Source organism: Pseudomonas viridiflava (assembly GCF_003702045.1).
Taxonomy (GTDB): domain Bacteria; phylum Pseudomonadota; class Gammaproteobacteria; order Pseudomonadales; family Pseudomonadaceae; genus Aquipseudomonas; species Aquipseudomonas viridiflava_C.
In genome coordinates this window covers 39,488-61,450 of sequence record NZ_RBTP01000040.1, presented here as the reverse complement: position 1 = coordinate 61,450, position 21,963 = coordinate 39,488, and the positions used below count along the sequence as shown (strand labels likewise).

19 protein-coding genes and 1 pseudogene are annotated in these 21,963 nt (G+C 60.8%); 11 read left to right on the top strand and 9 right to left on the bottom strand.

Going from position 1 to position 21,963, the window contains the following annotated elements; translation table 11 throughout:
• Nucleotides 1-128: 128 nt before the first annotated feature.
• Nucleotides 129-626 (top strand): nucleoside 2-deoxyribosyltransferase, encoded by a 498-nt coding sequence (locus ALP40_RS13125; RefSeq protein ID WP_122208690.1) that lies wholly within the window; start codon nucleotides 129-131, stop codon nucleotides 624-626.
• Between the two features lie 25 nt (nucleotides 627-651).
• Here ALP40_RS13125 and ALP40_RS13120 read toward each other — a convergent pair whose 3' ends face one another.
• Nucleotides 652-870 carry a hypothetical protein gene (locus ALP40_RS13120; protein ID WP_122208689.1) on the bottom strand — a complete coding sequence of 73 codons (219 nt, stop codon included), beginning with the start codon at nucleotides 868-870 and terminating at the stop codon, nucleotides 652-654.
• 107 nt (nucleotides 871-977) lie between these two features.
• Nucleotides 978-1,883 (bottom strand): LysR family transcriptional regulator, encoded by a 906-nt coding sequence (locus tag ALP40_RS13115; RefSeq protein ID WP_122208688.1) that lies wholly within the window; start codon nucleotides 1,881-1,883, stop codon nucleotides 978-980.
• 157 nt (nucleotides 1,884-2,040) lie between these two features.
• Between ALP40_RS13115 and ALP40_RS13110 the strand changes: the two genes are divergently transcribed.
• Entirely contained in the window at nucleotides 2,041-3,111 is a 1,071-nt protein-coding gene (locus ALP40_RS13110; protein WP_122208687.1) for an AbrB family transcriptional regulator, read from the top strand.
• Nucleotides 3,112-3,127: 16 nt separating this feature from the next.
• Here ALP40_RS13110 and ALP40_RS13105 read toward each other — a convergent pair whose 3' ends face one another.
• The 3 genes and pseudogenes from ALP40_RS13105 to ALP40_RS26180 all read right to left on the bottom strand — a co-directional run.
• A complete protein-coding gene (locus tag ALP40_RS13105) occupies nucleotides 3,128-4,372 on the bottom strand; it encodes an AGE family epimerase/isomerase (protein ID WP_122208686.1) in 1,245 nt (414 codons plus the stop codon).
• 120 nt (nucleotides 4,373-4,492) lie between these two features.
• The gene (locus ALP40_RS26185; RefSeq protein ID WP_409077525.1) at nucleotides 4,493-5,332 is read right to left on the bottom strand and encodes a methyl-accepting chemotaxis protein; all 840 of its coding nucleotides are present in this window, start codon (nucleotides 5,330-5,332) and stop codon (nucleotides 4,493-4,495) included.
• Between the two features lie 15 nt (nucleotides 5,333-5,347).
• Nucleotides 5,348-6,118 (bottom strand): annotated as a pseudogene (locus tag ALP40_RS26180) (HAMP domain-containing protein); the annotation flags it as partial.
• A gap of 214 nt (nucleotides 6,119-6,332) precedes the next feature.
• On the opposite strand from ALP40_RS26180, the gene ALP40_RS13095 reads away from it, so the two are divergent.
• Nucleotides 6,333-6,815, top strand: a complete 483-nt coding sequence (locus ALP40_RS13095) for a GFA family protein (protein WP_122208684.1) — start codon at nucleotides 6,333-6,335, stop codon at nucleotides 6,813-6,815.
• Nucleotides 6,816-6,965: 150 nt separating this feature from the next.
• Here ALP40_RS13095 and ALP40_RS13090 read toward each other — a convergent pair whose 3' ends face one another.
• The gene (locus ALP40_RS13090) at nucleotides 6,966-8,126 is read right to left on the bottom strand and encodes a glycerate kinase (protein WP_122208683.1); all 1,161 of its coding nucleotides are present in this window, start codon (nucleotides 8,124-8,126) and stop codon (nucleotides 6,966-6,968) included.
• A 111-nt stretch (nucleotides 8,127-8,237) separates the two neighbouring features.
• Nucleotides 8,238-9,329, bottom strand: a complete 1,092-nt coding sequence (locus ALP40_RS13085) for a sugar diacid recognition domain-containing protein (RefSeq protein ID WP_122208682.1) — start codon at nucleotides 9,327-9,329, stop codon at nucleotides 8,238-8,240.
• Nucleotides 9,330-9,597: 268 nt separating this feature from the next.
• Between ALP40_RS13085 and ALP40_RS13080 the strand changes: the two genes are divergently transcribed.
• Nucleotides 9,598-10,752 carry a carboxylesterase gene (locus ALP40_RS13080; protein WP_122208681.1) on the top strand — a complete coding sequence of 385 codons (1,155 nt, stop codon included), beginning with the start codon at nucleotides 9,598-9,600 and terminating at the stop codon, nucleotides 10,750-10,752.
• Here the strand turns inward: ALP40_RS13080 and ALP40_RS13075 are convergent.
• Entirely contained in the window at nucleotides 10,749-11,468 is a 720-nt protein-coding gene (locus ALP40_RS13075) for a FadR/GntR family transcriptional regulator (protein ID WP_122208680.1), read from the bottom strand. The genes ALP40_RS13080 and ALP40_RS13075 overlap by 4 nt on opposite strands.
• A gap of 478 nt (nucleotides 11,469-11,946) precedes the next feature.
• On the opposite strand from ALP40_RS13075, the gene ALP40_RS13070 reads away from it, so the two are divergent.
• From ALP40_RS13070 to ALP40_RS13055, 4 genes are all read left to right on the top strand, one after another.
• A complete protein-coding gene (locus tag ALP40_RS13070; RefSeq protein WP_122208679.1) occupies nucleotides 11,947-13,272 on the top strand; it encodes an MFS transporter in 1,326 nt (441 codons plus the stop codon).
• A gap of 37 nt (nucleotides 13,273-13,309) precedes the next feature.
• Entirely contained in the window at nucleotides 13,310-14,662 is a 1,353-nt protein-coding gene (gudD, locus tag ALP40_RS13065; protein ID WP_122208678.1) for a glucarate dehydratase, read from the top strand.
• A gap of 131 nt (nucleotides 14,663-14,793) precedes the next feature.
• Complete coding sequence (locus tag ALP40_RS13060; RefSeq protein WP_122208677.1) at nucleotides 14,794-15,447, top strand: DUF1345 domain-containing protein; 654 nt, start codon at nucleotides 14,794-14,796, stop codon at nucleotides 15,445-15,447.
• Between the two features lie 37 nt (nucleotides 15,448-15,484).
• Nucleotides 15,485-16,441, top strand: coding sequence for a D-2-hydroxyacid dehydrogenase family protein (locus ALP40_RS13055; protein WP_122208676.1), 957 nt, complete (start codon nucleotides 15,485-15,487; stop codon nucleotides 16,439-16,441).
• 17 nt (nucleotides 16,442-16,458) lie between these two features.
• Here the strand turns inward: ALP40_RS13055 and ALP40_RS13050 are convergent, their stop codons facing one another.
• Entirely contained in the window at nucleotides 16,459-18,582 is a 2,124-nt protein-coding gene (locus ALP40_RS13050; RefSeq protein WP_122208675.1) for a TonB-dependent siderophore receptor, read from the bottom strand.
• A gap of 297 nt (nucleotides 18,583-18,879) precedes the next feature.
• On the opposite strand from ALP40_RS13050, the gene ALP40_RS13045 reads away from it, so the two are divergent.
• The 3 genes from ALP40_RS13045 (at nucleotide 18,880) to ALP40_RS13035 (ending at nucleotide 21,960) form a co-directional block, all read left to right on the top strand.
• Nucleotides 18,880-19,815: a formate/nitrite transporter family protein gene (locus tag ALP40_RS13045; protein ID WP_122208674.1), complete on the top strand. Its 936-nt coding sequence runs from the start codon at nucleotides 18,880-18,882 to the stop codon at nucleotides 19,813-19,815.
• Nucleotides 19,816-19,901: 86 nt separating this feature from the next.
• Entirely contained in the window at nucleotides 19,902-20,585 is a 684-nt protein-coding gene (locus ALP40_RS13040; protein ID WP_122208673.1) for a response regulator transcription factor, read from the top strand.
• Nucleotides 20,563-21,960, top strand: coding sequence for a HAMP domain-containing sensor histidine kinase (locus ALP40_RS13035; RefSeq protein ID WP_122208672.1), 1,398 nt, complete (start codon nucleotides 20,563-20,565; stop codon nucleotides 21,958-21,960). The genes ALP40_RS13040 and ALP40_RS13035 overlap by 23 nt, the downstream gene beginning before the upstream one ends.
• Nucleotides 21,961-21,963: the final 3 nt, after the last annotated feature.

The following is a 21,963-nucleotide window of genomic DNA, read 5'->3' as shown; positions in this document are numbered from 1 at the left end:
ACTGGCTATCCGTACAGATGCCACGGCAAAAACCGGTTTTGAGCGTACGGCCCGATCAATGGCACACTTCAACGTCAGCCCGACCCGCCGTAGAATCGAGGCCGATGTTCACAGGTAGAGAGACGACGATGCAGACGCCATTGATTTATCTCGCAGGCTTCGATGTGTTCAGACCGGATGCGGTCGAGTATGGCCGCTACCTCAAGGCGCTTTGTACTGCGCACGGTCTTGAAGGGCTGTATCCGTTCGACAACGACGTGCCCACCGCACTGCCGCCCCACGAGATGGCACGGCAGATCTACACGATGAACGTGGCGATGATCCAGCGCTGCACAGCGGTGCTGGCCAACCTTAATGTCTTTCGAGGGCTGGAGCCGGATTCGGGAACAGCGTTCGAAGTGGGCATGGCGGTGGCGCTCGACAAGCCGGTCTGGGCGTATTTCGAACCCGTGGATTCGCTGCGCGAGCTGATACCGCACGATAACGATGGAGTCGACGGCAGTGGATTCCTGGTCGAAGACTTCGCCCTGCCCCGCAACCTGATGCTCGCGTGCAGTTGGGCCGGGACCAGCTCTACGGTGGAGCTTGGGGCCGAAGCGCTGGCGTTGTATTTGAGCAAGCGGTGACGAATCCGGTCACGCGCAGGCCCCCTTAGCCCAGCGTGGAAGACCCGATATCACCGGTCACGACGGGGTCAAGTTTGTCTGCGTCGACAAAGTCGTCCAGGCCGAGGATGTCCAGGTCAAGGTAGGCCTCGGGGTCGCGGTCTTCATCGGCGTCGGCGTCATTCAGAGGCGACTGGTCGCCGCCAAACCGGTGGACAGGTAAGGCGTGCTTCAGGCAGGTGCCTAAGCAAGACGGTGTGTGCATGGCGAGTGACTCCTGTGAGTGACAAACAATCAGACACGTTCCACGTGTCCGCACCACAAAAGGCTAACCCAGCGGCGTTCAAAGTCCAGCGCCTGAGTTCAACATTTTCAGGCCCACACCAGAAAATCCCCGCCGTTGTCGCGCAGCATTTGCAGCATGCCCTGCGCGGCTGGCGACAGGTAGCCGCCGCTGCGCAGTGTGACGCCGATGGTGCGTTTCATGGTGGTCTGCGCCAACGGCACCTCGCGCAAATGCTGCATGGTCTTGCCGAACTCCAGCGACTCGCGTGCAACGAAACTGAGCAGGTTGCTCTGGGCGATCAGGTTGGGCAGCAGCGAGATGGAGTTGGCTTCGATCTGCACCGTTGGCAAAGGCAAACCATGCGCAGCGAAGGTCGCGTCCAGCCATTTACGTGATGACACGCTGACCGGCGGCAGCACCCAGCGGTAAGCGCACAGGTCACCCATGTGCAGGGGCTTGTTCTTAAAGATCGGGTGCTGCTTGCTGGCGATCACCACCGCTTCATCTTCCAGTACGGCGAAGCTCGTCACGCCCTCGCTATCGGGAGCCAGCGCGCAAATGATCATGTCCAACTGCCCCGAGCGCAGCGATTCGCGCAGCAGGTCGTCCTGACCGATCACCAGCTTGAAGGTCACGTCCGGCGTGCGCTGCAACAAGGCCGAGGTCAGTTTGGGCATCAAGTGTTCAGCCATCGTCGCGGCGCAACCGACGCGAATGTTACCGACCATGCCACTGGCGAAATCCCGTACCTCGCGCTGGGTCTGGGCGATGCTCTGCTGCAATTCTTTGCCGCGCGCCTGAAGCAGTTCGCCCACCGGTGTCAGCTTGATCCTCCGCCCGTCGCGCTGAAACAGCTTGGTGCCGAATGACTCTTCCAGGCGCTGAATGCTTTTGGTCAGCGCGGGCTGGCTGCGATTGAGCTTTTCAGCGGCACGACCCAGATGGCCCAGTTCGGCGATGGTTTCAAAGTACGTTAGATCACGCAGGTCCATATTCATCAACCAAAGTTATCAATTCATCATTATTAGAAAATAGACTTGATGGGTTGTGATGTCGATACTTGTCTCACTCGATCAGGGCTCAACGCCCGTTGATTGACTCGCAGCACTCGCAACAACAGGGAGAACCTTCTTGCAACGTACCTTCAGTATGTCTTTGCCCACCCTTTCTCCGCCTGCCCAATGGCTGGCCCTGATCCTGCTTGCCGGCAGCGCCGGTCAACTGCTGAAACTGATCAATATGCCCGCAGCGATGTTTTTGGGACCGATGCTGGTCGCCATCGCTTTTGGTGTGTCGGGCGCTACCATCCGCATGAACAAACGACTCTTTCAGTTCGGCCAGGGCACTGTGGGTGTGTTGATCGCCCATGCGATGTCGGTCAGCGTGCTGATGACCGCCCTTGAGTCCTGGCCCGTGATGTTGCTGGCCACGGTGCTGACCGTTGTGCTGAGCGCCGGGGTTGGCCTGTTGCTGGTGCGCTTCGCAGGCATACCGAGCAGCACGGCGGCCTGGGGTACTTCACCGGGGGCCGCTTCGGCGATGGTTGCCATGTCCGAAGACTACGGCGCCGACTCGCGGGTCGTGGCCACAATGCAATACGTGCGGGTGGTCTGCGTGGTAGTGATCGGTGCGCTGGTCAGCCACTTCATAGGCGCATCAGGCAGTGGCGCTCAGGCGCCCAGCAACAACGTGGTGATGCAAGGGCTCAATCTGATGGACTTCGGCTTGAGCCTGGCGGTGATCGTGGTAGGCGTGCTGCTGGGGTCGAAATTGCCCGCAGGGGCTTTGCTGATGCCCTTGATCGTGGGCGGCGCACTGCAATTGAGCGGTGTGTTGCAAATCACCATCCCGCACTGGCTGCTGCCATTGGGCTACGGCGCCATCGGCTGCTACGTGGGCCTGCGTTTTGACCGCCCGACCGTGATGTATGTCTGGCGGCGGCTGCCGATGATGATTCTGGCCTCGCTGGTGCTGATCGTGCTCTGCGCCCTGTCGGCCTGGCTGATCGCGCTGATGATGGACAAGGATTACCTCTCGGTTTACCTGGCCACCAGCCCCGGCGGCCTGGATACGATGGCAATCATCGCCATCGATACCCACGCCGACGTCGGCTTCGTGCTGGCCATGCAGACCTTGCGCCTGTTCGGCGTGATCCTGACCGGTAGCTTTCTGGCCCGCCAGATCATCCGCCTGACCGATAAACGCGTGCCGTCACACTGAGGCGTCAGGCACTGTCTCAGTCCATCCCCGCCAAGCCACTGGCCAGGCTCGGAGACAGCGGCAATACCGGCAACAGCGTGGCCTGATACGCATGGTACAGGTCAGGCTTGCCGGGCCAGATGTCTTCGCTGGGCACATTCTGCTCGTTCAATTCATGACGCCAGCTGCCGTGCTCGTAATCGATGAACAGCGTTTCGTTGAATTCCCAGAACACCCGATACCATTCTTCGTACTGCTGCTCGCCGGTGCGCTGCAACAGCGCCGCAGCCGCGGCCGCCGCTTCGCAATGGGTCCAGTGCAGACGATGGCGAACCACCGGTTTGTTCTGCCAGTCCAGGGTATAAACGATGCCGGGCGCACCGTCGACATTCCAGCCGTAGCGGCAGGCGTTGGCAAACAGTTGACGGGCGTCATCGGCCAACCAGGCCGGGGCTGCGCGACCCGCGTGACGCAGGGCCGATTCGAGGTGCAGCAACAGGCGCGCCCATTCGAAGGCATGGCCGGGCGTCGTGCCGAAGGGGCGAAAACCGTCTGCCGGATTTTCGCGGTTGTAGTCGGGCAGCGGCTGCCAGTCACGGGTGAAGTGCTCGATGACCTGAAAATCATTGGCAGCGGCGTGCTGGTGAATGACGCGTTCGACGATGCTCAACGCCCGGTCGAGCCATTGGGCGTCGCCGGTGACATCTGCCAGCGCAAGGAACGCCTCGGTGCTGTGCATGTTGCTGTTGGCACCGCGATAGGATTCTTCACCGCTCCAGTCGCGGGCAAAGGATTCACGCATCGCGCCTTCCTCGTCGCTCCAGAAATGGCTGTTGATGACCTGAATCGCATCGGACAGCAGCGCCTGAGCGCCGGGCCTTCCGGCGACGACCGCAGAACTGGCGGCCAGGGCAACGAACGCATGCAGGTAAGCCTGTTTGGCTGCGGTGCCGCCGTCTTGCAGCGCCGCGCTGAACCAGCCGCCGTGCTCGGCATCGCGCAACACTCCGCTGAGCGCCGTGACGCCGTGATCCACCAGCGAAGCGCAACCGGGGATGCCTTGTGCATGCGCCATCGCAAAGCAATGGGTCATACGCGCCGTGTTCATGGTTTCGGCTTTCGCCCCCACCATCAGGCGACCGTAGTCATCGAGACTGCCAAAACCGTTTTCCAGTTTTGCCGCCTTGGCGAAGGTCAGCAGCCGCCGGCCCTCGTGCGCCAGCCATTGATGATGGGCTGGCGAGCGCAGCCAACTGCTGAAGGTTTGATTGTTATTGTTCATGACGCTGAGCTGCCTCCATCGATAAGACATACCTGCACGGTGGTCTTCGCGACCGGGTGCAATAATGCGCGCCCGGCCGGTCAGTGGCAAGCGCGCTCAAGCCCTGTCGATGTCGGTGTTTCAGACCTTGAAGCGCGCCACGACCTGATTCAGATCGGCGGCCAGACGCGACAGTTCGTGGCTGGAAGCGCTGATCTGATTGGCACCCTGGGTCGATTGCATCGAGAGATCGCGGATGTTGACGATGTTGCGGTCCACCTCACGCGAAACCTGGGCCTGCTCTTCGGCGGCGCTGGCGATCACCAGGTTGCGCTCCGATATCTGGTTGATGGACGAGGTGATTTCGCTGAGCGAATCCCCTGCCCCCTTGGCCAGCGAAAGCGTGGAACTGGCACGGTCACGGCTGGTGGTCATCGACGCCAGCGCCTCGGCCGAACCGCTGCGCATGGCATTGACCATCGAGTCGATTTCCAGTGTCGACTGTTGGGTGCGATGCGCCAGCGCCCTGACCTCGTCGGCCACCACCGCAAAGCCGCGCCCCGACTCTCCGGCGCGCGCCGCTTCAATGGCGGCGTTCAGCGCCAGCAGGTTGGTCTGCTCGGCAATCGAGCGAATCACGTCCAGCACCTTGCCGATGTCCTGAGACTGATCCGCCAGGCTCTGCACCAGCACCGACGTCGCCTGAACATTCTCGGTCAGGGTCTGGATCGACTGCACCGTCTCGATCACGCGAGTCTGCCCCGCCTGCGCGGAAGCACTGGAATGGCTGGACGCGTCTGACGTGGACACGGCGTTGCGGGCCACCTCTTCAACCGCCGAGGTCATCTCGTTGATGGCCGTGGCGGCCTGATCGATTTCGGCGTTCTGCTGGTTCAGCCCGCGGTAGCTGTCTTCGGTGACGGAATTGAGTTCGGTAGCCGCCGACGCCAACTGACCGGCAGAGCTGCCGATGTGGCGCATGGCATCGCGCAGGTTGCCCTGCATCTGCTCCAGCGCACGCAACAGTCGGGTGACCTCATCATCGCCATCCACTTCGATGCGATGGGTCAGATCGCCCTGAGCCACATGCTCGGCGGCGCTGACGGCGCGTTGCAGCGGGCCGACGATGCTGCGGGTCAGCCAGAGTGCCAGGCCGATTGTGCCCAGAGCCGCGAGTACCACGAATATCAGCACGATGCTGCGCGAGGCCTTGTATTGAGCCTCGGCCGCCTTGCCTTCGGCATCGACCTTGGTGACATAGAAATCGGCCAGGTCATTGAGCTGCTTGCCCGATCCGTCGACGATTTGCTTCATGTCAGCCAGCAAGAGCTTGTTAAGACCGGTGCTGTCACCTTGAGAGGCGAGTACGAAGGATCGATCCAGCGCAGTGCGGTACTGCCCCATCGTGACCAGAAACTGATCGGCGAGGACCTTCTCTTCGGGGGTGTCAACAAAGCCGTTGAGAATGCCCAGCTTCTTGGTCAGGTCGCCAAGGCGCACATCCATTTGCCCGCGGTAGGTGGAAATGCTCGCAGGGTCCGTGTCCAGAGCCATGCGCAGGGAAATCGTACGAATGCGCAGCATGATTTCCCGCACGTCATTGACCACTCGCATGCTCGGCACCCAGTTGGTTTCAACGGCCACTTCACTCTCGCGAATGGCCGACATCTGCACCAGCGCGAACCAGCCCAGCAACGCCACCAGAAGGGAGATCAGGGTAAAACCCAGGCCCGCACGGCGGGCGATAGTGAGGGTGCGTAAATTCATGGGCAGGGCTCTTTTGTTGTTGGAAGGCAGTAATGGGATCGACAGTCGTCAGACAACCGCACAGCGTATCGACATTAACCGACCGTTCTTTAACCGCACCGGCAGTCATTTACGGCGACGCGAACAGCCCGACGAATGAACGCGCTCAACCCGAGGTCAGGCTTGTCTACCCCTAAGTACTCGAAACCGGCTTGCACAACCGAGGAGGTTTGCCATGCATCTGGAAGGTTCCTGCCATTGCGGTGCGGTGGAGTTCAGCTTGAACAGCCCGCATCCCTACCCGTATCAACGCTGCTATTGCTCAATCTGCCGCAAGACTCAAGGCGCGGGCGGCTATGCCATCAACCTGAGCGGCGATGCGGCGAGCATGAAGGTCAAAGGGAAGGAAAATATCTCGATCTACCACGCACGAATCCGCAAGGATCATCACGTGGAAACCAGCAGCGCCGAGCGGCATTTCTGTAAGTTCTGCGGCAGCGGCCTGTGGCTGTTCAGTCCGCAATGGCCGCAGTTGATCCACCCGTTCGCCTCAGCCATCGACACGCCCCTGCCGATGCCGCCGGAGCGCACACACATGCTGCTCGACTCCAAAGCGTCATGGGTGGAGATCGATCCCCATCCGGGCGACAGGCAGTTTGAGAACTACCCCGAGGAATCGATTGCCGACTGGCACGAAAGGCTGAAACTGGAGCGTTGAGGCTCGAACCTGTCTTGAGATGCCTCTACGCCGCGAGACGACTGAACTGTGGGAGTGGACCGGGCGGCGTTTCGTTTGGCCGCGAGCCACTGAATCGTTGTCGGGCGTGGAGGCCCTTTCGCGGACACGTCCACCCCTACAATCGAATCATCACGACGTGCTGACAGGTGCTTTCGTCGAGGCCGCCAACTGCCAGATCCGCGCCACGTCCCGCGCACGGTCATGCAACAGGCGCGGCGCTTCGCGGCAGGCTTGTTCAAGGCTCATCGGGCCTCCGGTCAAGGCGAAAGCGGCGCTGATGCCGTGCTGATAAAGCTGCTCGTAGCCCTCGCCAAGCGTGCCAGCCAGAACGATGACCGGTACGCCCTGACGTTGGGCCATCCGTGCAACGCCCAGCGGCGTCTTGCCACGCAGCGTCTGGGCATCGAAACGGCCCTCGCCCGTGATGACCAGATCGGCACCGACCAGCGCCTGCGCGAGGCCTGTCAGGTCTGCAACCACTTCAACACCCGCGCGAAACGAGGCATTCAGGTAGGCCTTGGCCGCGAACCCCATCCCACCCGCTGCGCCGCTGCCGGGGCTGTCGCGCCTATCGTGCCCCAGCACTTGAGCCGAGTGATCGGCAAAATGCGCCAGCGCGGCATCAAGTGCCTGCACCTGTTCGGGTGACGCGCCCTTCTGCGGGCCAAACACATGAGAGGCGCCATTCGGGCCGCACAGCGGGTTGTCGACATCGGCGGCGATCTCGACCCCCACGGACGCCAGCCGTGGGTCCAGAGCCCTCAGGTCGATGCGCGCCAGATCGGCCAGCGCCAGACCGCCACGCGGCAAGGGCTGATCGTCAACGCCCAGAAAGCGCGCACCCAATGCCGAAAGCATGCCACTGCCGCCATCGTTGGTGGCGCTGCCGCCGATGGCCAGAATGACCCGCTGCGCACCGGCGTCCAGCGCTGCCGCCATCAGTTGCCCTGTACCTTCGGTGCTGGTGCGGCAGGCATCGCGCTGTGAGAGGGAAAGCAGTTGCAGGCCGCTGGCCGTGGCCATCTCGATGATCGCCGTACGGCTTTGCGCCAGCCAGCCCCACTGCGCCTGGACGATGTCACCGAGCGGGCCGCTGACCTGCGCGCTCATCAGTTGGCCGTTGCAGGCATCCAACAGTGCTTCGATGGTGCCCTCACCGCCGTCTGCCATCGGGCATTGGATCAGTTCGGCGTCGGGCCAGACCTCAGCCAGCCCGCTGGCAATGGCAATGGCCACGGCTTGAGCGCTCAGGCTGTCTTTGAACGAGTCGGGGGCGATGACTATTTTCATTGTTTGTTCTCCAGGTCCGTGACGGGATGTTCTCACCCCTGCCCCGCGCTGCCGTCTGCCCGGCGCACAATGATTCTCTGCACTTGTCGGGCATGTGAACAAAACCGGTGCTCAGCGCTGGCGCGGGTTGATCTGGACACCCACATACAAACGAAACAGGTCCTCGGTCTTGTAGGGATTCCAACCGGTCAATTCAGCAATCCTGTCCAGCCGGTAGCGAAGACTGTTGCGATGAATACCCAGCGCATCGGCACAGGCCTGGCTCTCACCACTGCAATCGAACCAGGCGCACAGGGTTTCGAACAACTGGCCCTGGTGGTGCAAACGGCCGACGGGCTCGGCGATGTCGGCGGCCAGCCAGTCATGGCGATGGCGCCAGAACAGCACCGGCAGGCGATGGTCCGCCAGAGGCAGCAGCCTGTGGGTGGGGCGAGCCTGAATGGCGTAATCCAGCAGGTCCCGGGCAGCCGCGCAGGCTTGGCGCAGTTGCGGCAGGTCCGCCGAAGGCTCGACCACCGCCATGCGCACGACCGGCCAACGATGCTCGTCGAACTGCTTGAGCAAGGCCGCGTCATCCCGGTCCTTGCCGGTCGCCCGGCACCAGCAGAGCAACGTCGGCTCACGCAGTACGAACCAGCTGTCGGCATAGCGTGAACCCAGCCACCCGGCAACCTGACTGGCCATCGAACTCTGCCCCTCAAGCTGGATCAGTACGGCCTGCCGTGGCAACTGCGGTTGCAGCCCCAACTGCCGGGCTTCATCCACAAGGCTTTCAGGACAGTCCTGCAGCAACAGGCGCGCCAATAGGTCCTCACTGCGCTGCTGCCGCCATTGGCGATCCACCTGTTGGCGGCGATGCTCCATGAGCATTTCAGCGGTCATCTTGACCAGTTCGCCATAGACCCGGACCTCGTCCGGCTCGCCGGTGATGCCCAGCACCCCGACCAGCTTGTGATCGAGCATCAGTGGCAGATTGACCCCAGGTTTCACGCCGCCCAATTGCAGCGCGGCCTGGGAATCGATTTCCACCACTCGACCGTTGGCCAGCACTCGCTGCGCGCCTTCGTGCCGAGTACATAGACGCTCGGGGTCGCCACTGCCGATGATGATGCCCAGATAGTCCATGACATTGACGTTATAGGGCAGAATCGCCATGGCGCGGTCGACGATGTCCTGAGCCAGGTCCCGATCAAGCGCAAACATGAAGAACTCCCGGTGCCACGAGGGGCTTGGAGTGAGTAGACATGCGGATACATTTTGTTGAAGTTATTGAGGCAGGGAGTGTGCCTGAAACGGCCGGTGAGCGCGATGCGCATGGCATAGTGCCCTTGCAGCCAGCAGTCTCCCACGGTTTGTGATCGTTCCCACGCTCTGGACTGCCTCCCTAAAATTGGACAGTTTCAGCTTGCTGCCTTAGCCCTGTAATTTGCATGACCCAATCCAGACTCGCCAAACCCAAGGCTTTCAGAACTTGATCAGATCCCGACTCGCCAGCCTGCTGTCCCTGCTCACGCTTTCGGCGTGTACCTCAATGGCCGAGAGTGAAGACCCCACCCGAGGTTTCGAGGATTACCGCGAGCAGACGCGTGAGCTGATCCGTTCGCAGCGTGCCTTCCAGACCGCCGACCATGAAGCCGAATTGAACTGGAATGCGCCGCAACAGTGGACACCAAGCGGCGACGTGAAGGGTGGCGTGTTGCTGGTTCACGGGCTGGGTGACTCGCCCTGGTCGTTTCACGACATCGGCCAACGGCTGGCCGATCAGGGTTATCTGGTGCGCACCGTGCTGCTGCCCGGCCACGGCACCCGGCCTGAAGACATGCTCAAGGTCACACTTGAGCAGTGGCAACAGGTGGTACGCGAGCAGGCTCGCCTGCTCGAAAAGGACGTACCCAAGGTGTATCTGGGTGGTTTTTCGACCGGGGCCAATCTCGTACTGGACTACGCCTATGACCATGACGAGGTCGCCGGCCTGCTACTGTTCTCTCCCGCTTTTCGCTCGGACAGCAGTTATGCCTGGCTGACGCCCTGGATCGGTTGGGCAAAACCGTGGCTGCTGGCGTCCCCCAAGGACAGTCTGCGCCCGATGCAAACGCCGCTGCGCTACATGAATGTGCCCACCAACGGTTTTGCCCAGTTCTACCGCAGCAGCGCCCTGGCCCAGAATCGCCTGCTCAAGCGCCGTTACGATAAACCGGTGTTCATTGCCATTGCCCAACACGACTCGGTGCTGGACACCGCCTACGTGCTGGACACCTTCAATGAGCGTTTCAGCCATCCTGACAGTCGCCTGGTCTGGTACGGCGACCTGCCCGCCCAGGCTGCGCGCACGCCGAGGGTTGAAGTGCGCACCGATTACCTGCCGGACTACCGCATCAGCCGTTTCTCGCACATGGGCCTGGTGTTCTCACCGGACAACCCCCTGTACGGCATCAATGGCACGCAACGGATCTGCTGGAACGGCCAGACCGATGAGGACACCGCCACGTGCACGGCGGGTGAAACGGTGTGGTATTCAGACTGGGGATACCGGGAGCCGGGCAAGATTCACTCGCGACTGACCTTCAACCCCTACTTCGATTGGCAAATGCAATTGATGCTGGGTGTGCTCAACGTAGCGAATTAAGACTCTTCCAGCGGCACCAGACGCTCCCGGCTGTTGCTCAGGTGTGTCCACATCGCCGCCCTCGCCGCGTCGGGGTCTTTGCGGCGGATGGCGCTGAGCAGTGCTTCGTGTTCCAGATTGGCCAGATAGCCTTGATGCGCCAGCGTGTTTCCGGCCCGCTCGCTTGAGGCGATGCGGCTGCGCGGAATGATCGCGCTGCCCAAGTGCTGCATGATCTCCATGAAATACGGGTTACCGGTGGCTTCGGCAATCAGCATGTGGAAGCGTTTGTCAGCCTCTACACAGCTGTCTTCGCTGGCCAGCAGGTCCTGATAATCGTCCAGTGCCTGGCGCATGGCAGCCAGTTGCTCGTCGGTGCGTCGTACCGCCGCCAGCGCCACGGCCTGGGTTTCCAGACCGATGCGCAGTTCTATGATGTCCCGCACCCTGGACACCGTTTCGACTTTCAGGCGCAGCCCGGTCTGGTCGCCACGCTCCAGCACGAAGGTGCCGATGCCGTGATGGGTCACCACCAGCCCCGATGCCTGCAACTTGGAAATCGCCTCGCGCACCACCGTGCGACTGACACCGTGCTCCCGGACAATCTGATTTTCCGACGGCAGCTTTTCACCCGGCGCGATCTTCCCGAGCAGGATGCGCTGGCTCAATTCCGTGACCAGATCGGTGGCCAGACTGTGCTGACGGCGTTTGGGCGCGGTGCTTGAAGGTTCTTGCATGAGGGTTGTCCTGAACGTATCTGGCGCTTGTCTGATTGTGGGGCCTTTAGCGAACCCGCAACGCAACGGCCGGGCTGACCGAGGCGCTGGGGCCTGCGTTTTAACGCCACTGGAACTTGTCTGACTTGTATTACAAGTCGCCTGTAGCTGTCAAAACTTACACCCTTTTTTTGTTGTGCTTGTTCTCTTGCGGCCAGACCAAAAAAATAGCGCACGCCCGCCTTACCCAGCGCCACCAGTCAGGCTTAAATCCTTGAATACAAGCGATAAAGTGATTTACAGGCTGATCAAGCCCTGAACCCAACGCTTAAACCTTTCGTCGCCAGCCGCGAAAATTTATGACGATAGCCCCTCTCAAGGGGCTTGCGCACGCTCGCCTTACTTGTATGATGACCGACAATGCGAGGGACACACCTCGCACAGACCCGCATAAAAACAACGAGTGGGAGATTCAACTGTGAGCACATCCAATTCCGGGATGGCCAACGGCGCAGATTCGGTCCTGAGTTCAGCCGTCTCGAAAGTCAAACGTCATGTCCTGCCGCTTTTCGTCATCATGTTCATCGTCAACTACATCGACCGGGTAAACATCGGCTTCGTGCGTTCGCATATGGAGCACGATCTGGGCATCGGTGCTGCGGCCTATGGCCTGGGTGCCGGGCTGTTCTTCATCGGCTATGCGTTGTTCGAGGTCCCTTCCAATATCCTGTTACAGAAAGTCGGCGCACGTATCTGGCTGACGCGAATCATGCTCACCTGGGGCCTGGTCGCCTCCTGCATGGCCTTCATTCAGAACGAAACCCACTTCTACATCCTGCGTTTTCTGTTGGGTGTGGCCGAGGCCGGTTTCTTTCCTGGCGTGATCTACTACTTCACCCGCTGGCTGCCTGGCGTCGAGCGTGGCAAGGCGATTGCCATCTTTCTCAGCGGCTCGGCCATCGCGTCGCTGATTTCCGGCCCGCTGTCCGGCCTGCTGTTGCAGATCACCGGCTTCGGCATGAAAGGCTGGCAGTGGATGTACTTCATCGAAGGCCTGTTCTCGGTGGGCCTGTGCTTCTTCGTCTGGTTCTGGCTGGACTCCAAACCGCACGATGCCAAGTGGCTGACCCGCGAGGAACAGGACGCACTGGTCAATGCCATCGACGCCGAACAGGCCGCTCGCGAAGCCGCCACGCCGGTCAAGGCGTCCATCGGCAAGCTGCTCAAGGACGGTCAGATCATTCTGTTCTGCGTGATCTACTTCTTTATTCAATTGACCATCTACGCGGCGACCTTCTGGCTGCCGAGCATCATCAGAAAGATGGGCAGCCTGACCGATTTCGAAGTCGGCATGTTCAACTCCATCCCCTGGCTGCTATCGATCATCGGCATGTACGCCTTCGCCACCCTGTCGGCCAAGTGGAAGCGCCAGCAGGCCTGGGTTGCCGCTGCGCTGTTGATCGCCGCTGCGGGGATGTTCATGTCCACCACCGGCAGCCCTATCTTTGCCTTCGTTGCCATTTGCTTCGCGGCGCTGGGCTTCAAATCGGCTTCGTCATTGTTCTGGCCGATTCCCCAGGCGTACCTGGACGCTCGCATTGCCGCTGCGGTGATCGCGCTGATCAACTCGGTGGGCAATCTTGGCGGCTTCGTGGCGCCGACCACCTTCGGCCTGCTGGAAGAGCATACGGGCTCGATCCAGGGCGGACTTTATGGGTTGACCGCCACCTCGCTGATCGCCGCAGTCATCGTGTTCGCCGCCCGCAACACGCCAAAGCCCGGCTCGACACCGGTCGCTGCCGTGCAAACGCCTGCCACTCACTGACGCTCATTCCAACAACAATTTCGCTAAGGATTTCACCATGAACGCTCAGCATTCCAACATCACTGCCAAGGCCCCTGTCATCACCGAGATGCAGGTTGTGCCGGTAGCGGGCCACGACGACATGCTGCTCAACCTCAGCGGCGCGCACGGTCCTTACTTCACCCGCAATATCGTGATCCTCAAGGACAACGCTGGACATACCGGCGTTGGCGAAGTGCCGGGCGGTGACCTGATTCGCCAGACACTGGAAGACGCACGCTCGCTGGTGGTCGGCAGCAGCATCGGCACGTACCAGAAGATCCTCAATGACGTGCGCAAGGCCTTCGCCGAACGCGACTCGGGCGGTCGCGGCCAGCAGACCTTCGACCTGCGCATCACCATTCACGCGGTCACCGCGCTGGAAGCCGCCCTGCTCGACCTGCTTGGCCAGCATCTGGACGTGCCCGTCGCCGCCTTGTTGGGGGAAGGCCAGCAGCGCGACCAAGTAGAGATGCTGGGTTATCTGTTCTACGTCGGCGATCAGAACAAGACCGATCTGGCCTATCGCAGCGAAGCGGACGCCGACAACGACTGGTTCCGTCTGCGCCATGAGGTCGCTCTGACGCCTGAGGCGGTAGTACGCCTGGCTGAAGCGGCGCATCAGCGTTATGGCTTTCAGGACTTCAAGCTCAAGGGCGGCGTGCTGCGTGGCGACGAAGAAATCGAGGCGGTCACGGCGCTGGCCGAACGCTTCCCCGACGCGCGCATTACCCTGGATCCCAACGGCGCGTGGTCGCTCAAAGAAGCCATCCGCCTGTGCCGCGATCAGCATCATGTATTGGCGTACGCCGAAGACCCGTGCGGCGCGGAAAACGGCTTCTCCGGTCGCGAAGTGATGGCCGAGTTTCGCCGCGCCACGGGCCTGAAGACGGCCACCAACATGATCGCCACCGACTGGCGCGAGATGGGTCACGCCATTCAGTTGCAATCGGTGGACATCCCGCTGGCCGACCCGCACTTCTGGACCATGCAAGGCTCGGTGCGTGTCGCGCAGATGTGCAACGAGTGGGGGCTGACCTGGGGCTCGCATTCCAACAACCACTTCGACATCTCGCTGGCGATGTTCACCCACGTGGCCGCCGCTGCGCCGGGCAACATCACCGCCATCGACACCCACTGGATCTGGCAGGACGGCCAGCGCCTGACCAAGGCACCTTTGCAGATCGTTGGCGGCAAGGTCGAGGTGCCGAAAAAGGCCGGCCTGGGCGTTGAGCTGGACATGGATCAGTTGGCCAAGGCACACGAGCTCTATAAAGGCATGGGGCTGGGCGCACGTAACGATGCCGTGGCCATGCAGTTTCTGATCCCGGACTGGACATTCAACAACAAGCAGCCCTGCCTGGTGCGCTGAACCGCTTTCACCTGTTTCAAACACTCGCCACAGTGTTGGCACACGGCGCGCAACCCCCTTGCGCGCCGTTTTTTCTCGCTTCGCGCTGCCTCGTGATACTGTCTTGCAACAATCAGTAACGACTAGCCCGCATGCGCCATCTCGTTCATACCCGCCCCCGCTTGACCATCGCCGCCCTCGTGGGCCTGACCTGTGGTATTGCGTCCGCCTGGGTGCTTCCCGACGCCAGAATCACCCAGAATCTGCTCATTGGCTGGGACCTGGGCGTCTGGCTCTACCTGATCCTCATCTTTATCCGCACTCTGCGCAGCGATGCGAGCGATGTGCAGCGCATCGCCATGATGGAAGACGAGAATGCCGGCGCGATTCTGGTGACCGTGTCCATCGCTGCACTGGCCAGCCTGGCCGCCATCATCGTTGAAATTGCTGGCACCAAAGGCCTTTCGCCGCATGCTCAATTACTGCACCACGCGTTCACCGGCGTCACCGTGATTGGTTCGTGGCTGCTGATCGGCGTCGTGTTCAGCCTGCATTACGCCCGCCTGTTCTATACGTCGACCAGTAAAGAGCCGGCCCTTTCATTCGCTGGCGGGGAAAAGCACCCCGATTACTGGGACTTTCTGTATTTCTCGTTCACCTTGAGCGTTGCGGTGCAGACCTCCGATGTCGGCGTGGCAACCCGTCAGATGCGCCGGATCGTGCTGGCCCAGTCGCTGATCTGCTTCGTGTTCAACACGGCTATTCTGGGGTTCTCGATCAACATCGCGGCCAGCCTGTTCGACTAGCCGCTTTCTCCGAACCTGCCCAAGGAGACCACTACTCATGACCCGATTGACCATTGCAGTGCTTGATGACTGGCAGAACGTGGCCAGCGATGTGGTGGACTGGTCGCCACTCGGCGCGATTGGCGACGTCAGCTTCCTGCATGATTTCCCTGCCGAGACCGCCACTATGGTCCAGCGCCTGAAAGACTTCGACATCATCTGCGTGATGCGCGAGCGGACGCTGTTCGACGATGCCCTGCTCAGCCAGCTGCCACGCCTCAAGCTGCTTACCACCGGCGGCATGCGCAATGCCGCCATCGACGTGGCGGCTGCCAAGCGGCTGAACATCACAGTGTGCGGTACCGACAGCTACAAGCATGCAGCGCCGGAGCTGACCTGGGCGCTGATCATGGGCATCACACGCAATCTGGTGGCCGAAGCCAATTCGCTGCGCGCCGGTCATTGGCAGGTCGGGCTGGGTGGCGACTTGCACGGCAAGACGCTGGGGATCCTGGGATTGGGCAGTATCGGCAAGTGGATTGCGCGCTACGGTCAGGCGTTCGGCATGAAGGTGATCGCCTGGAGCCAGAACCTGACGCCCGAGGCCGCCGCCGAATGTGGCGTGACCTATGTCAGCAAGCAGGCATTGTTCGAGCAGGCCGATGTGCTGTCGGTGCATCTGGTGCTCAGCGACCGTAGCCGTGGGCTGGTGGATACCCAAGCGCTAGGCTGGATGAAGCCTGGCGCGTTCATCGTCAACACGTCTCGCGGGCCGATCATCGACGAAGCTGCGCTGATCGAAACCCTGCAACAACGCCGGATCGCCGGTGCCGCGCTGGACGTGTTCGACGTCGAACCGCTCCCGGAAAATCACCCGTTCCGCACGCTGGACAACGTGCTGGCGACCCCGCATATCGGCTATGTCACCGACAACAACTACCAGACCTTCTACAGCCTGATGATCGAAAACATCCAGGCCTGGCATGCGGGGTTGCCGATCAGGGTGTTCGCCTGATCGCGGTCGTTTAACGCTTAAAGGGTGTAGGCAATCCCGACCTGCACCGTGCGCGGGGCGCCTGGGTAGGCATACACGTTGCCGAAGGCGCCTTCTTCATACTCGGTGTTGAAGAGGTTCTTCACATCCAGGTTGAGCTTCACATGCTCGTTGACCTTATAAAAGGCCAGCAGATCGAACACGGTATAGCTGTCCATCGAGAACGCGGTATTGGCGGTCTGCCCGGCACGCTGATCGACATAACGCCCGCCAGCGCCCAGACCCAGGCCGCGTAGCGCACCCTCCTGGAATTCATAGACGTTCAACAGGCTGAAGGTCTGCTCCGGGATGTTCAGCAGGCGGGTGCCCGAGCGCAGGGTGTTGTCTTTGGTGACTTCGGCATCGACATAGGCATAACTGCCCATCACGCGCCATTCCGGCGTCAGGTTGCCGACCACGTTCAGGTCCAGGCCTCGACTGCGCACTTCACCCGCCGCCACACTGAAGGTGGAATCGACCGGGTCGGTGGTCAGCACGTTCTGCTTCTCGATCTGATACAGCGCGGCATCGACACTCAACTGACGGTCCAGCGCTTCCCACTTGACGCCCACCTCGTAGGATTTACCCTCCTCCGCCTTGAAGCCTCCGCCCAGACGGCTCGCGCCCGTATTGGGTTTGAAAGAGCGCGCCGTGTTGGCGTAAACCGCCACGGTGTCGGTCAGGTCATAGGTCAGGCCGAGACGCGGGGTCACGGCGTTGTCGCTATTGGTGAACGGCACGCCGACGCCGAACGTGTCGTAGTCGTGTTCAAAACGCTCGAAACGCACGCCTGCCAGCAGCTTCATGCGCTCGGTCAGGGCCACCTGATCCTGCACAAAGGCCGCGTAGGTCTTGAGGTTTTCCTTGTCGTTGGTGGTGGTGCGGGTCAGCGCCGGACGGGCCTTTCCGTAAACCGGATCGAAAATATCGATGGTGTAGGCATTCACCGCACCGCTGGAGCGTCGGATGATGGACTTGTAGTCGTAGTCTTCGTACTCCACACCCGCCAGCAATGTGTGGTCGAACGTTCCCGTGGCGAAATGCCCGGTGACGTTCAACTGCACGTCACGATCAGTCCATTCCAGTTTGCGGTAGTTGAAGTTGCGCCCCAGCGTGCGCCCGTCGGCTGCCAGGCCGTTGGCTTCAATGGCGTCGCCTTTGAGCGAGCCGTCGAGCATCTGGATGCCGCCGCCCAGTTTCCAGTCGGCATTCAGGTCGTGGTCGAAGCGGATCTGCGCCATGTTGTTGTCGTTGTGCAGTTTGCCCGCATCTTTCTCACCGAAGAACGTGTCACGGGAAGCCGTGCGAGTCTGCGCGGGATAACGTGTCAGGCCGCGGTCCAGCGGCGCGTTGTTGCGCATGAAATCGCCTTCGAACGTGATGCGCGTGGCGTCATCGACCTGCCAGCTCAAGACCGGCGCCACACCGTAGCGTTCGGTTTCGACGTGATCGCGAAACGTATCGCCGCCCTCGCCCACTACGTTCAGGCGATAGGCAAACCGTCCTTCATCGTCCAGCGGACCGGACGCATCCAGCGTGCCGCGCTTCATACCCTGATCATTGAGCTGACTGCCCAGCGTGACGGAGCGCTCGGCCAGCGGCTGCTTGGACACCACGTTGAACGTTCCCCCTGGATCGCCGCGCCCGTAAAGCGTAGTGGCAGGGCCGCGCAGCACCTCCAGACGCTCAATGACATTGGCGTCCGGCATGTTCGGGTAACCGCGATTGATCGGGAAACCGTTGCGATAGAACTCGCCGGTGGTGAAGCCACGTACGGTAAAGGTGGTCAGGCCCTGGCCACCGAAGTTGTTGGCCCGCCCGACGCCCCCTGCGTAATCCAACGCATCCTGCAAGCGCGTGGCACCGATATCCTCAACGGCTTCACGGGTTACCACACTGATGGACTGCGGGGTCTCATGCAGCGACGTATCGGTGCGGGTCGCGCTGGCAGACCGCGTTGCCCGATAACCTTGAACAGGTCCCTGTGCGGTTTCGATATCCGTCGCGCTCTGGATGTCGATGTTTTGCAACTCGATTGATGAAGGAGAGGGAGTGATCTGATCGGCCCAGGCAGACGGGGAGATCGCTTGAATGACGCAAAGAGACAGAAAGGTACGACGCATCGATGTGCAGCCCTTGGCAAAAAACCGGTACCCATAGGAACCGGCAGGATTTTTTCGCGAATAGTACAGATTCTTATTAGCGCCTGATACACATTACCAAAAAAGACTTTAAAGCCGTTCTGCCGGTTTTTGGCTGCAAAACAGGGTCGTCTGCCGCTCCTTCTGCCAACTGGTGCGCACAACCTTCGATGCAACAGGTCCACAACGAACGACGGCGTGCGGCGCCTGTCTGAAGCATCGGACCGGCGCAGACCGCGTCTTCATCTTCAGCGCACCAGCAACGCATCAGGAAACGGTATGGACCACGAAGTAGACGGCAAGACCCCCGGCCTGTCAGCCGATGAGGAGCGCGAGATCGATGAGAACCAGCCGCCCCGCGCGGCGGTACTGCATGAAACCATCCGTATGCAGGGTGACCACGAGCTGGAGCGCAGCGTCGCGGCTCTCTGGTGGTCGGCACTGGCCGCCGGCTTGACGATGGGCCTGTCGCTCATGGCGATGGGGTTGCTCATGTCAAACCTGGAAGGTATTCCCGGCAGTCACGTGATCACCAGCCTGGGTTATTCCGCAGGTTTTCTTGCGGTCATTCTGGCTCGTCAGCAACTGTTCACCGAAAACACCATCACGGCGGTGTTGCCGATCATGAGCAAACCCAACCTGGCCAATATCTGGCGTCTGCTGCGGCTGTGGGGCGTGGTGCTGGGCGGCAATCTGATGGGTACGCTGCTGGTGGCGTATGTGATGCTCAACCTGCCCATTTTCGACGCCAAAACCGACCATGCCTTTCTGGAAATCGGCCGCAAGGTCATGGAAAACGACGTCGGTCAGATGTTTTCCAAAGGGATCGTGTCAGGCTGGATGATTGCGACGATGGTCTGGATGATCGCGTCGATGGAAAATGCCAAGATCGCAATCATCGTGCTGATTACCTACCTCATGGCGCTGGGCGATTTCACGCACATCGTGGTGGGCTCGGCGGAAGTGTCGTACCTGGTGTTTGCAGGAGAAATCGGCTGGAAGGACTTCTGGTTCACCTTCGCAGGCCCTACCCTTGCAGGCAACATCATCGGTGGCAGCTTTATTTTCGCGCTGATCAGCCACGCGCAGATCCGCAGTGAAAAGGACACCAGCGACAAGCTGGAGCGGGACAAGAATCGGCGCGCCGAGGAGAAGCGTCTGGCAGAGGAGCAGAAGCTAAAGGACGCCGATGCAGCGAGCCGGAAAGAAATATGATCCCCGTCATTAAACTTTCTTTCAGAAACTTTGCGGTCATTTAGGGGCAAACTAGACTCTTGAACGTACTCATTCAGGCAGGGACCATGACCCGAATTCTGGCAATCGAAGATGATGCCATCACCGCAAAGGAAATCGTCGCGGAACTCAGCAGCCACGGACTGGAAGTGGACTGGGTCGACAACGGCCGTGACGGGCTGGAACGTGCGGTTAGCGGCGACTACGACTTGATCACCCTTGACCGCATGTTGCCGGAGATCGATGGCCTGACCATCGTCACCCAGCTGCGCGCGCAGGGGATCTCTACGCCCATTCTGATGATCAGCGCATTGTCCGATGTGGACGAGCGCGTTCGGGGCTTGCGTGCTGGCGGTGATGACTACCTGCCCAAACCTTTCGCGTCCGACGAGATGGCGGCGCGCGTCGAAGTGCTGTTGCGCCGCAGCAACCCGGTCAGTGCCGCCAAGACAGTGCTGCAAGTGGCCGATCTTGAGCTCGATCTGATTTCGCGGGAAGCCTGCCGTGGCGGTGAACCGCTGGTGTTGCTTCCGACCGAGTTCAAGCTGCTTGAATTCCTGATGCGCAACAGCGGGCAAATCATCACGCGCATGATGATTTTTCAGGAAGTATGGGGCTATCACTTCGATCCGGGCACCAACCTGATCGATGTGCATATCGGTCGTTTGCGCAAGAAGATTGACCAACCCGGCATCGCACCGCTGATACAGACCGTGCGAGGTTCCGGTTATGTCATTGCCGAACCCGTCTAACGGCTGGCGTTCTTCCTCCAGCCGACTCCTGGCGCTCTACAGCTCGTTATTCGTGGCTTGGAGCGCCATTTTGCTGGGCGTTTTGTATTGGGAGGTGACCAGTTACCTCGACACCCTCGCCCGCCATTCGCTGATCCACCGCCAGCAACTCTTTTCACGCTTCCAGGGCCAGGCCCTGGTCGATGCGCTGGCCACCAGCATGACCTTCGACATGCGCGCCGTGGACGCTTACGGCCTGTTCGATGATCAATTCCGACATATTGCCGGCCCCATCACCCACGTGCCTAAAGTGCTGCCCATCGATGGCCAGATACACGAGTTGAGCAACTGTATCGACTCGGACGACCCGGGCCTGCCCAAAGACAGCTGCGACGCGGTGGCGTCCCAGACCCTTGATGGGCGCTGGCTGGTGCTGGTAAAGGAAAACGGCTCGCTGTTCGCCGTCAGTACATTGATTCTGCATGCGCTGCTCTGGGGCATTTCGCTGACGATCATTCCCGGCGTAGCGGGCTGGCATCTGTTACGTCAACGCCCTCTGCGCCGCATCCGGGCTATCCAGCTCAGCGCAGAATCGATCATCGCCGGCGACATGGCCGGCCGTCTTCCGGTGTCCAACAGGCGCGATGAGCTGGACATGCTGGCGGTTATCGTCAACGCCATGCTCGACCGCATTGAAAAGCTGATGAACGAGGTCAAGGGCGTCTGCGACAACATCGCTCACGACCTGCGCACCCCGCTCACACGGTTGCGCGCTCAGCTCTATCGCATTCAGCAGCAAGCCAAATACGACTCACCCTGCGCCCTGCAGATTGCACAGGTGATTGGTGAAGCCGACACGCTGATGGCCCGTTTCCGGGGATTGCTGCGAATCTCCGAGCTGGAAGATCGTCAGAGGCGCTCCGCGTTCGTCGAGCTTGAACTGCGCCCCCTTTTGCAAGAGCTTCACGACTTCTACCTGCCGCTGGCCGAGGAAGACCAGATCACGCTGTTGCTGAACCTGGCCGACCCTTTGCCTACCCTCGTGGGTGACCGGGCCCTTTTGTTCGAAGCACTGGCCAACCTGCTCAGCAATGCCATCAAATTCACGCCCGCAGGCGGCACCGTGGCAGTGAACGCCTACGCCGGAAAAGACGGTAAAAGCCCCTGCATCGATGTTCAGGACTCAGGACCCGGTATTCCTGTCACCGAGCGCGCAGCGGTGTTTCAACGCTTTTATCGCAGCGAGACCGGAAACCAGCACAGCGGTTTTGGCCTGGGCCTGTCGGTAGTGGCCGCCATCGTCAACTTGCATGGTTTTACGCTGCAGATCGGCAGCAGCCCCTACGGTGGGGCCAGTTTGAAACTGGAATGTCGCGCTGTAAGCCCACTGGTCTAAAGG

What these genes read in the sequence shown, in the direction of transcription:
- ALP40_RS13125 (WP_122208690.1), top strand. Translation starts at nt 129, where the DNA reads ATGCAGACGCCATTGATTTATCTCGCAGGCTTCGATGTGTTCAGACCG.
- ALP40_RS13120 (WP_122208689.1), bottom strand. Translation starts at nt 870, where the DNA reads ATGCACACACCGTCTTGCTTAGGCACCTGCCTGAAGCACGCCTTACCT.
- ALP40_RS13115 (WP_122208688.1), bottom strand. Translation starts at nt 1,883, where the DNA reads ATGGACCTGCGTGATCTAACGTACTTTGAAACCATCGCCGAACTGGGC.
- ALP40_RS13110 (WP_122208687.1), top strand. Translation starts at nt 2,041, where the DNA reads ATGTCTTTGCCCACCCTTTCTCCGCCTGCCCAATGGCTGGCCCTGATC.
- ALP40_RS13105 (WP_122208686.1), bottom strand. Translation starts at nt 4,372, where the DNA reads ATGAACAATAACAATCAAACCTTCAGCAGTTGGCTGCGCTCGCCAGCC.
- ALP40_RS26185 (WP_409077525.1), bottom strand. Translation starts at nt 5,332, where the DNA reads ATGCGCCACATCGGCAGCTCTGCCGGTCAGTTGGCGTCGGCGGCTACC.
- ALP40_RS13095 (WP_122208684.1), top strand. Translation starts at nt 6,333, where the DNA reads ATGCATCTGGAAGGTTCCTGCCATTGCGGTGCGGTGGAGTTCAGCTTG.
- ALP40_RS13090 (WP_122208683.1), bottom strand. Translation starts at nt 8,126, where the DNA reads ATGAAAATAGTCATCGCCCCCGACTCGTTCAAAGACAGCCTGAGCGCT.
- ALP40_RS13085 (WP_122208682.1), bottom strand. Translation starts at nt 9,329, where the DNA reads ATGTTTGCGCTTGATCGGGACCTGGCTCAGGACATCGTCGACCGCGCC.
- ALP40_RS13075 (WP_122208680.1), bottom strand. Translation starts at nt 11,468, where the DNA reads ATGCAAGAACCTTCAAGCACCGCGCCCAAACGCCGTCAGCACAGTCTG.
- ALP40_RS13070 (WP_122208679.1), top strand. Translation starts at nt 11,947, where the DNA reads ATGGCCAACGGCGCAGATTCGGTCCTGAGTTCAGCCGTCTCGAAAGTC.
- gudD (WP_122208678.1), top strand. Translation starts at nt 13,310, where the DNA reads ATGAACGCTCAGCATTCCAACATCACTGCCAAGGCCCCTGTCATCACC.
- ALP40_RS13060 (WP_122208677.1), top strand. Translation starts at nt 14,794, where the DNA reads ATGCGCCATCTCGTTCATACCCGCCCCCGCTTGACCATCGCCGCCCTC.
- ALP40_RS13055 (WP_122208676.1), top strand. Translation starts at nt 15,485, where the DNA reads ATGACCCGATTGACCATTGCAGTGCTTGATGACTGGCAGAACGTGGCC.
- ALP40_RS13050 (WP_122208675.1), bottom strand. Translation starts at nt 18,582, where the DNA reads ATGCGTCGTACCTTTCTGTCTCTTTGCGTCATTCAAGCGATCTCCCCG.
- ALP40_RS13045 (WP_122208674.1), top strand. Translation starts at nt 18,880, where the DNA reads ATGGACCACGAAGTAGACGGCAAGACCCCCGGCCTGTCAGCCGATGAG.
- ALP40_RS13040 (WP_122208673.1), top strand. Translation starts at nt 19,902, where the DNA reads ATGACCCGAATTCTGGCAATCGAAGATGATGCCATCACCGCAAAGGAA.
- ALP40_RS13035 (WP_122208672.1), top strand. Translation starts at nt 20,563, where the DNA reads ATGTCATTGCCGAACCCGTCTAACGGCTGGCGTTCTTCCTCCAGCCGA.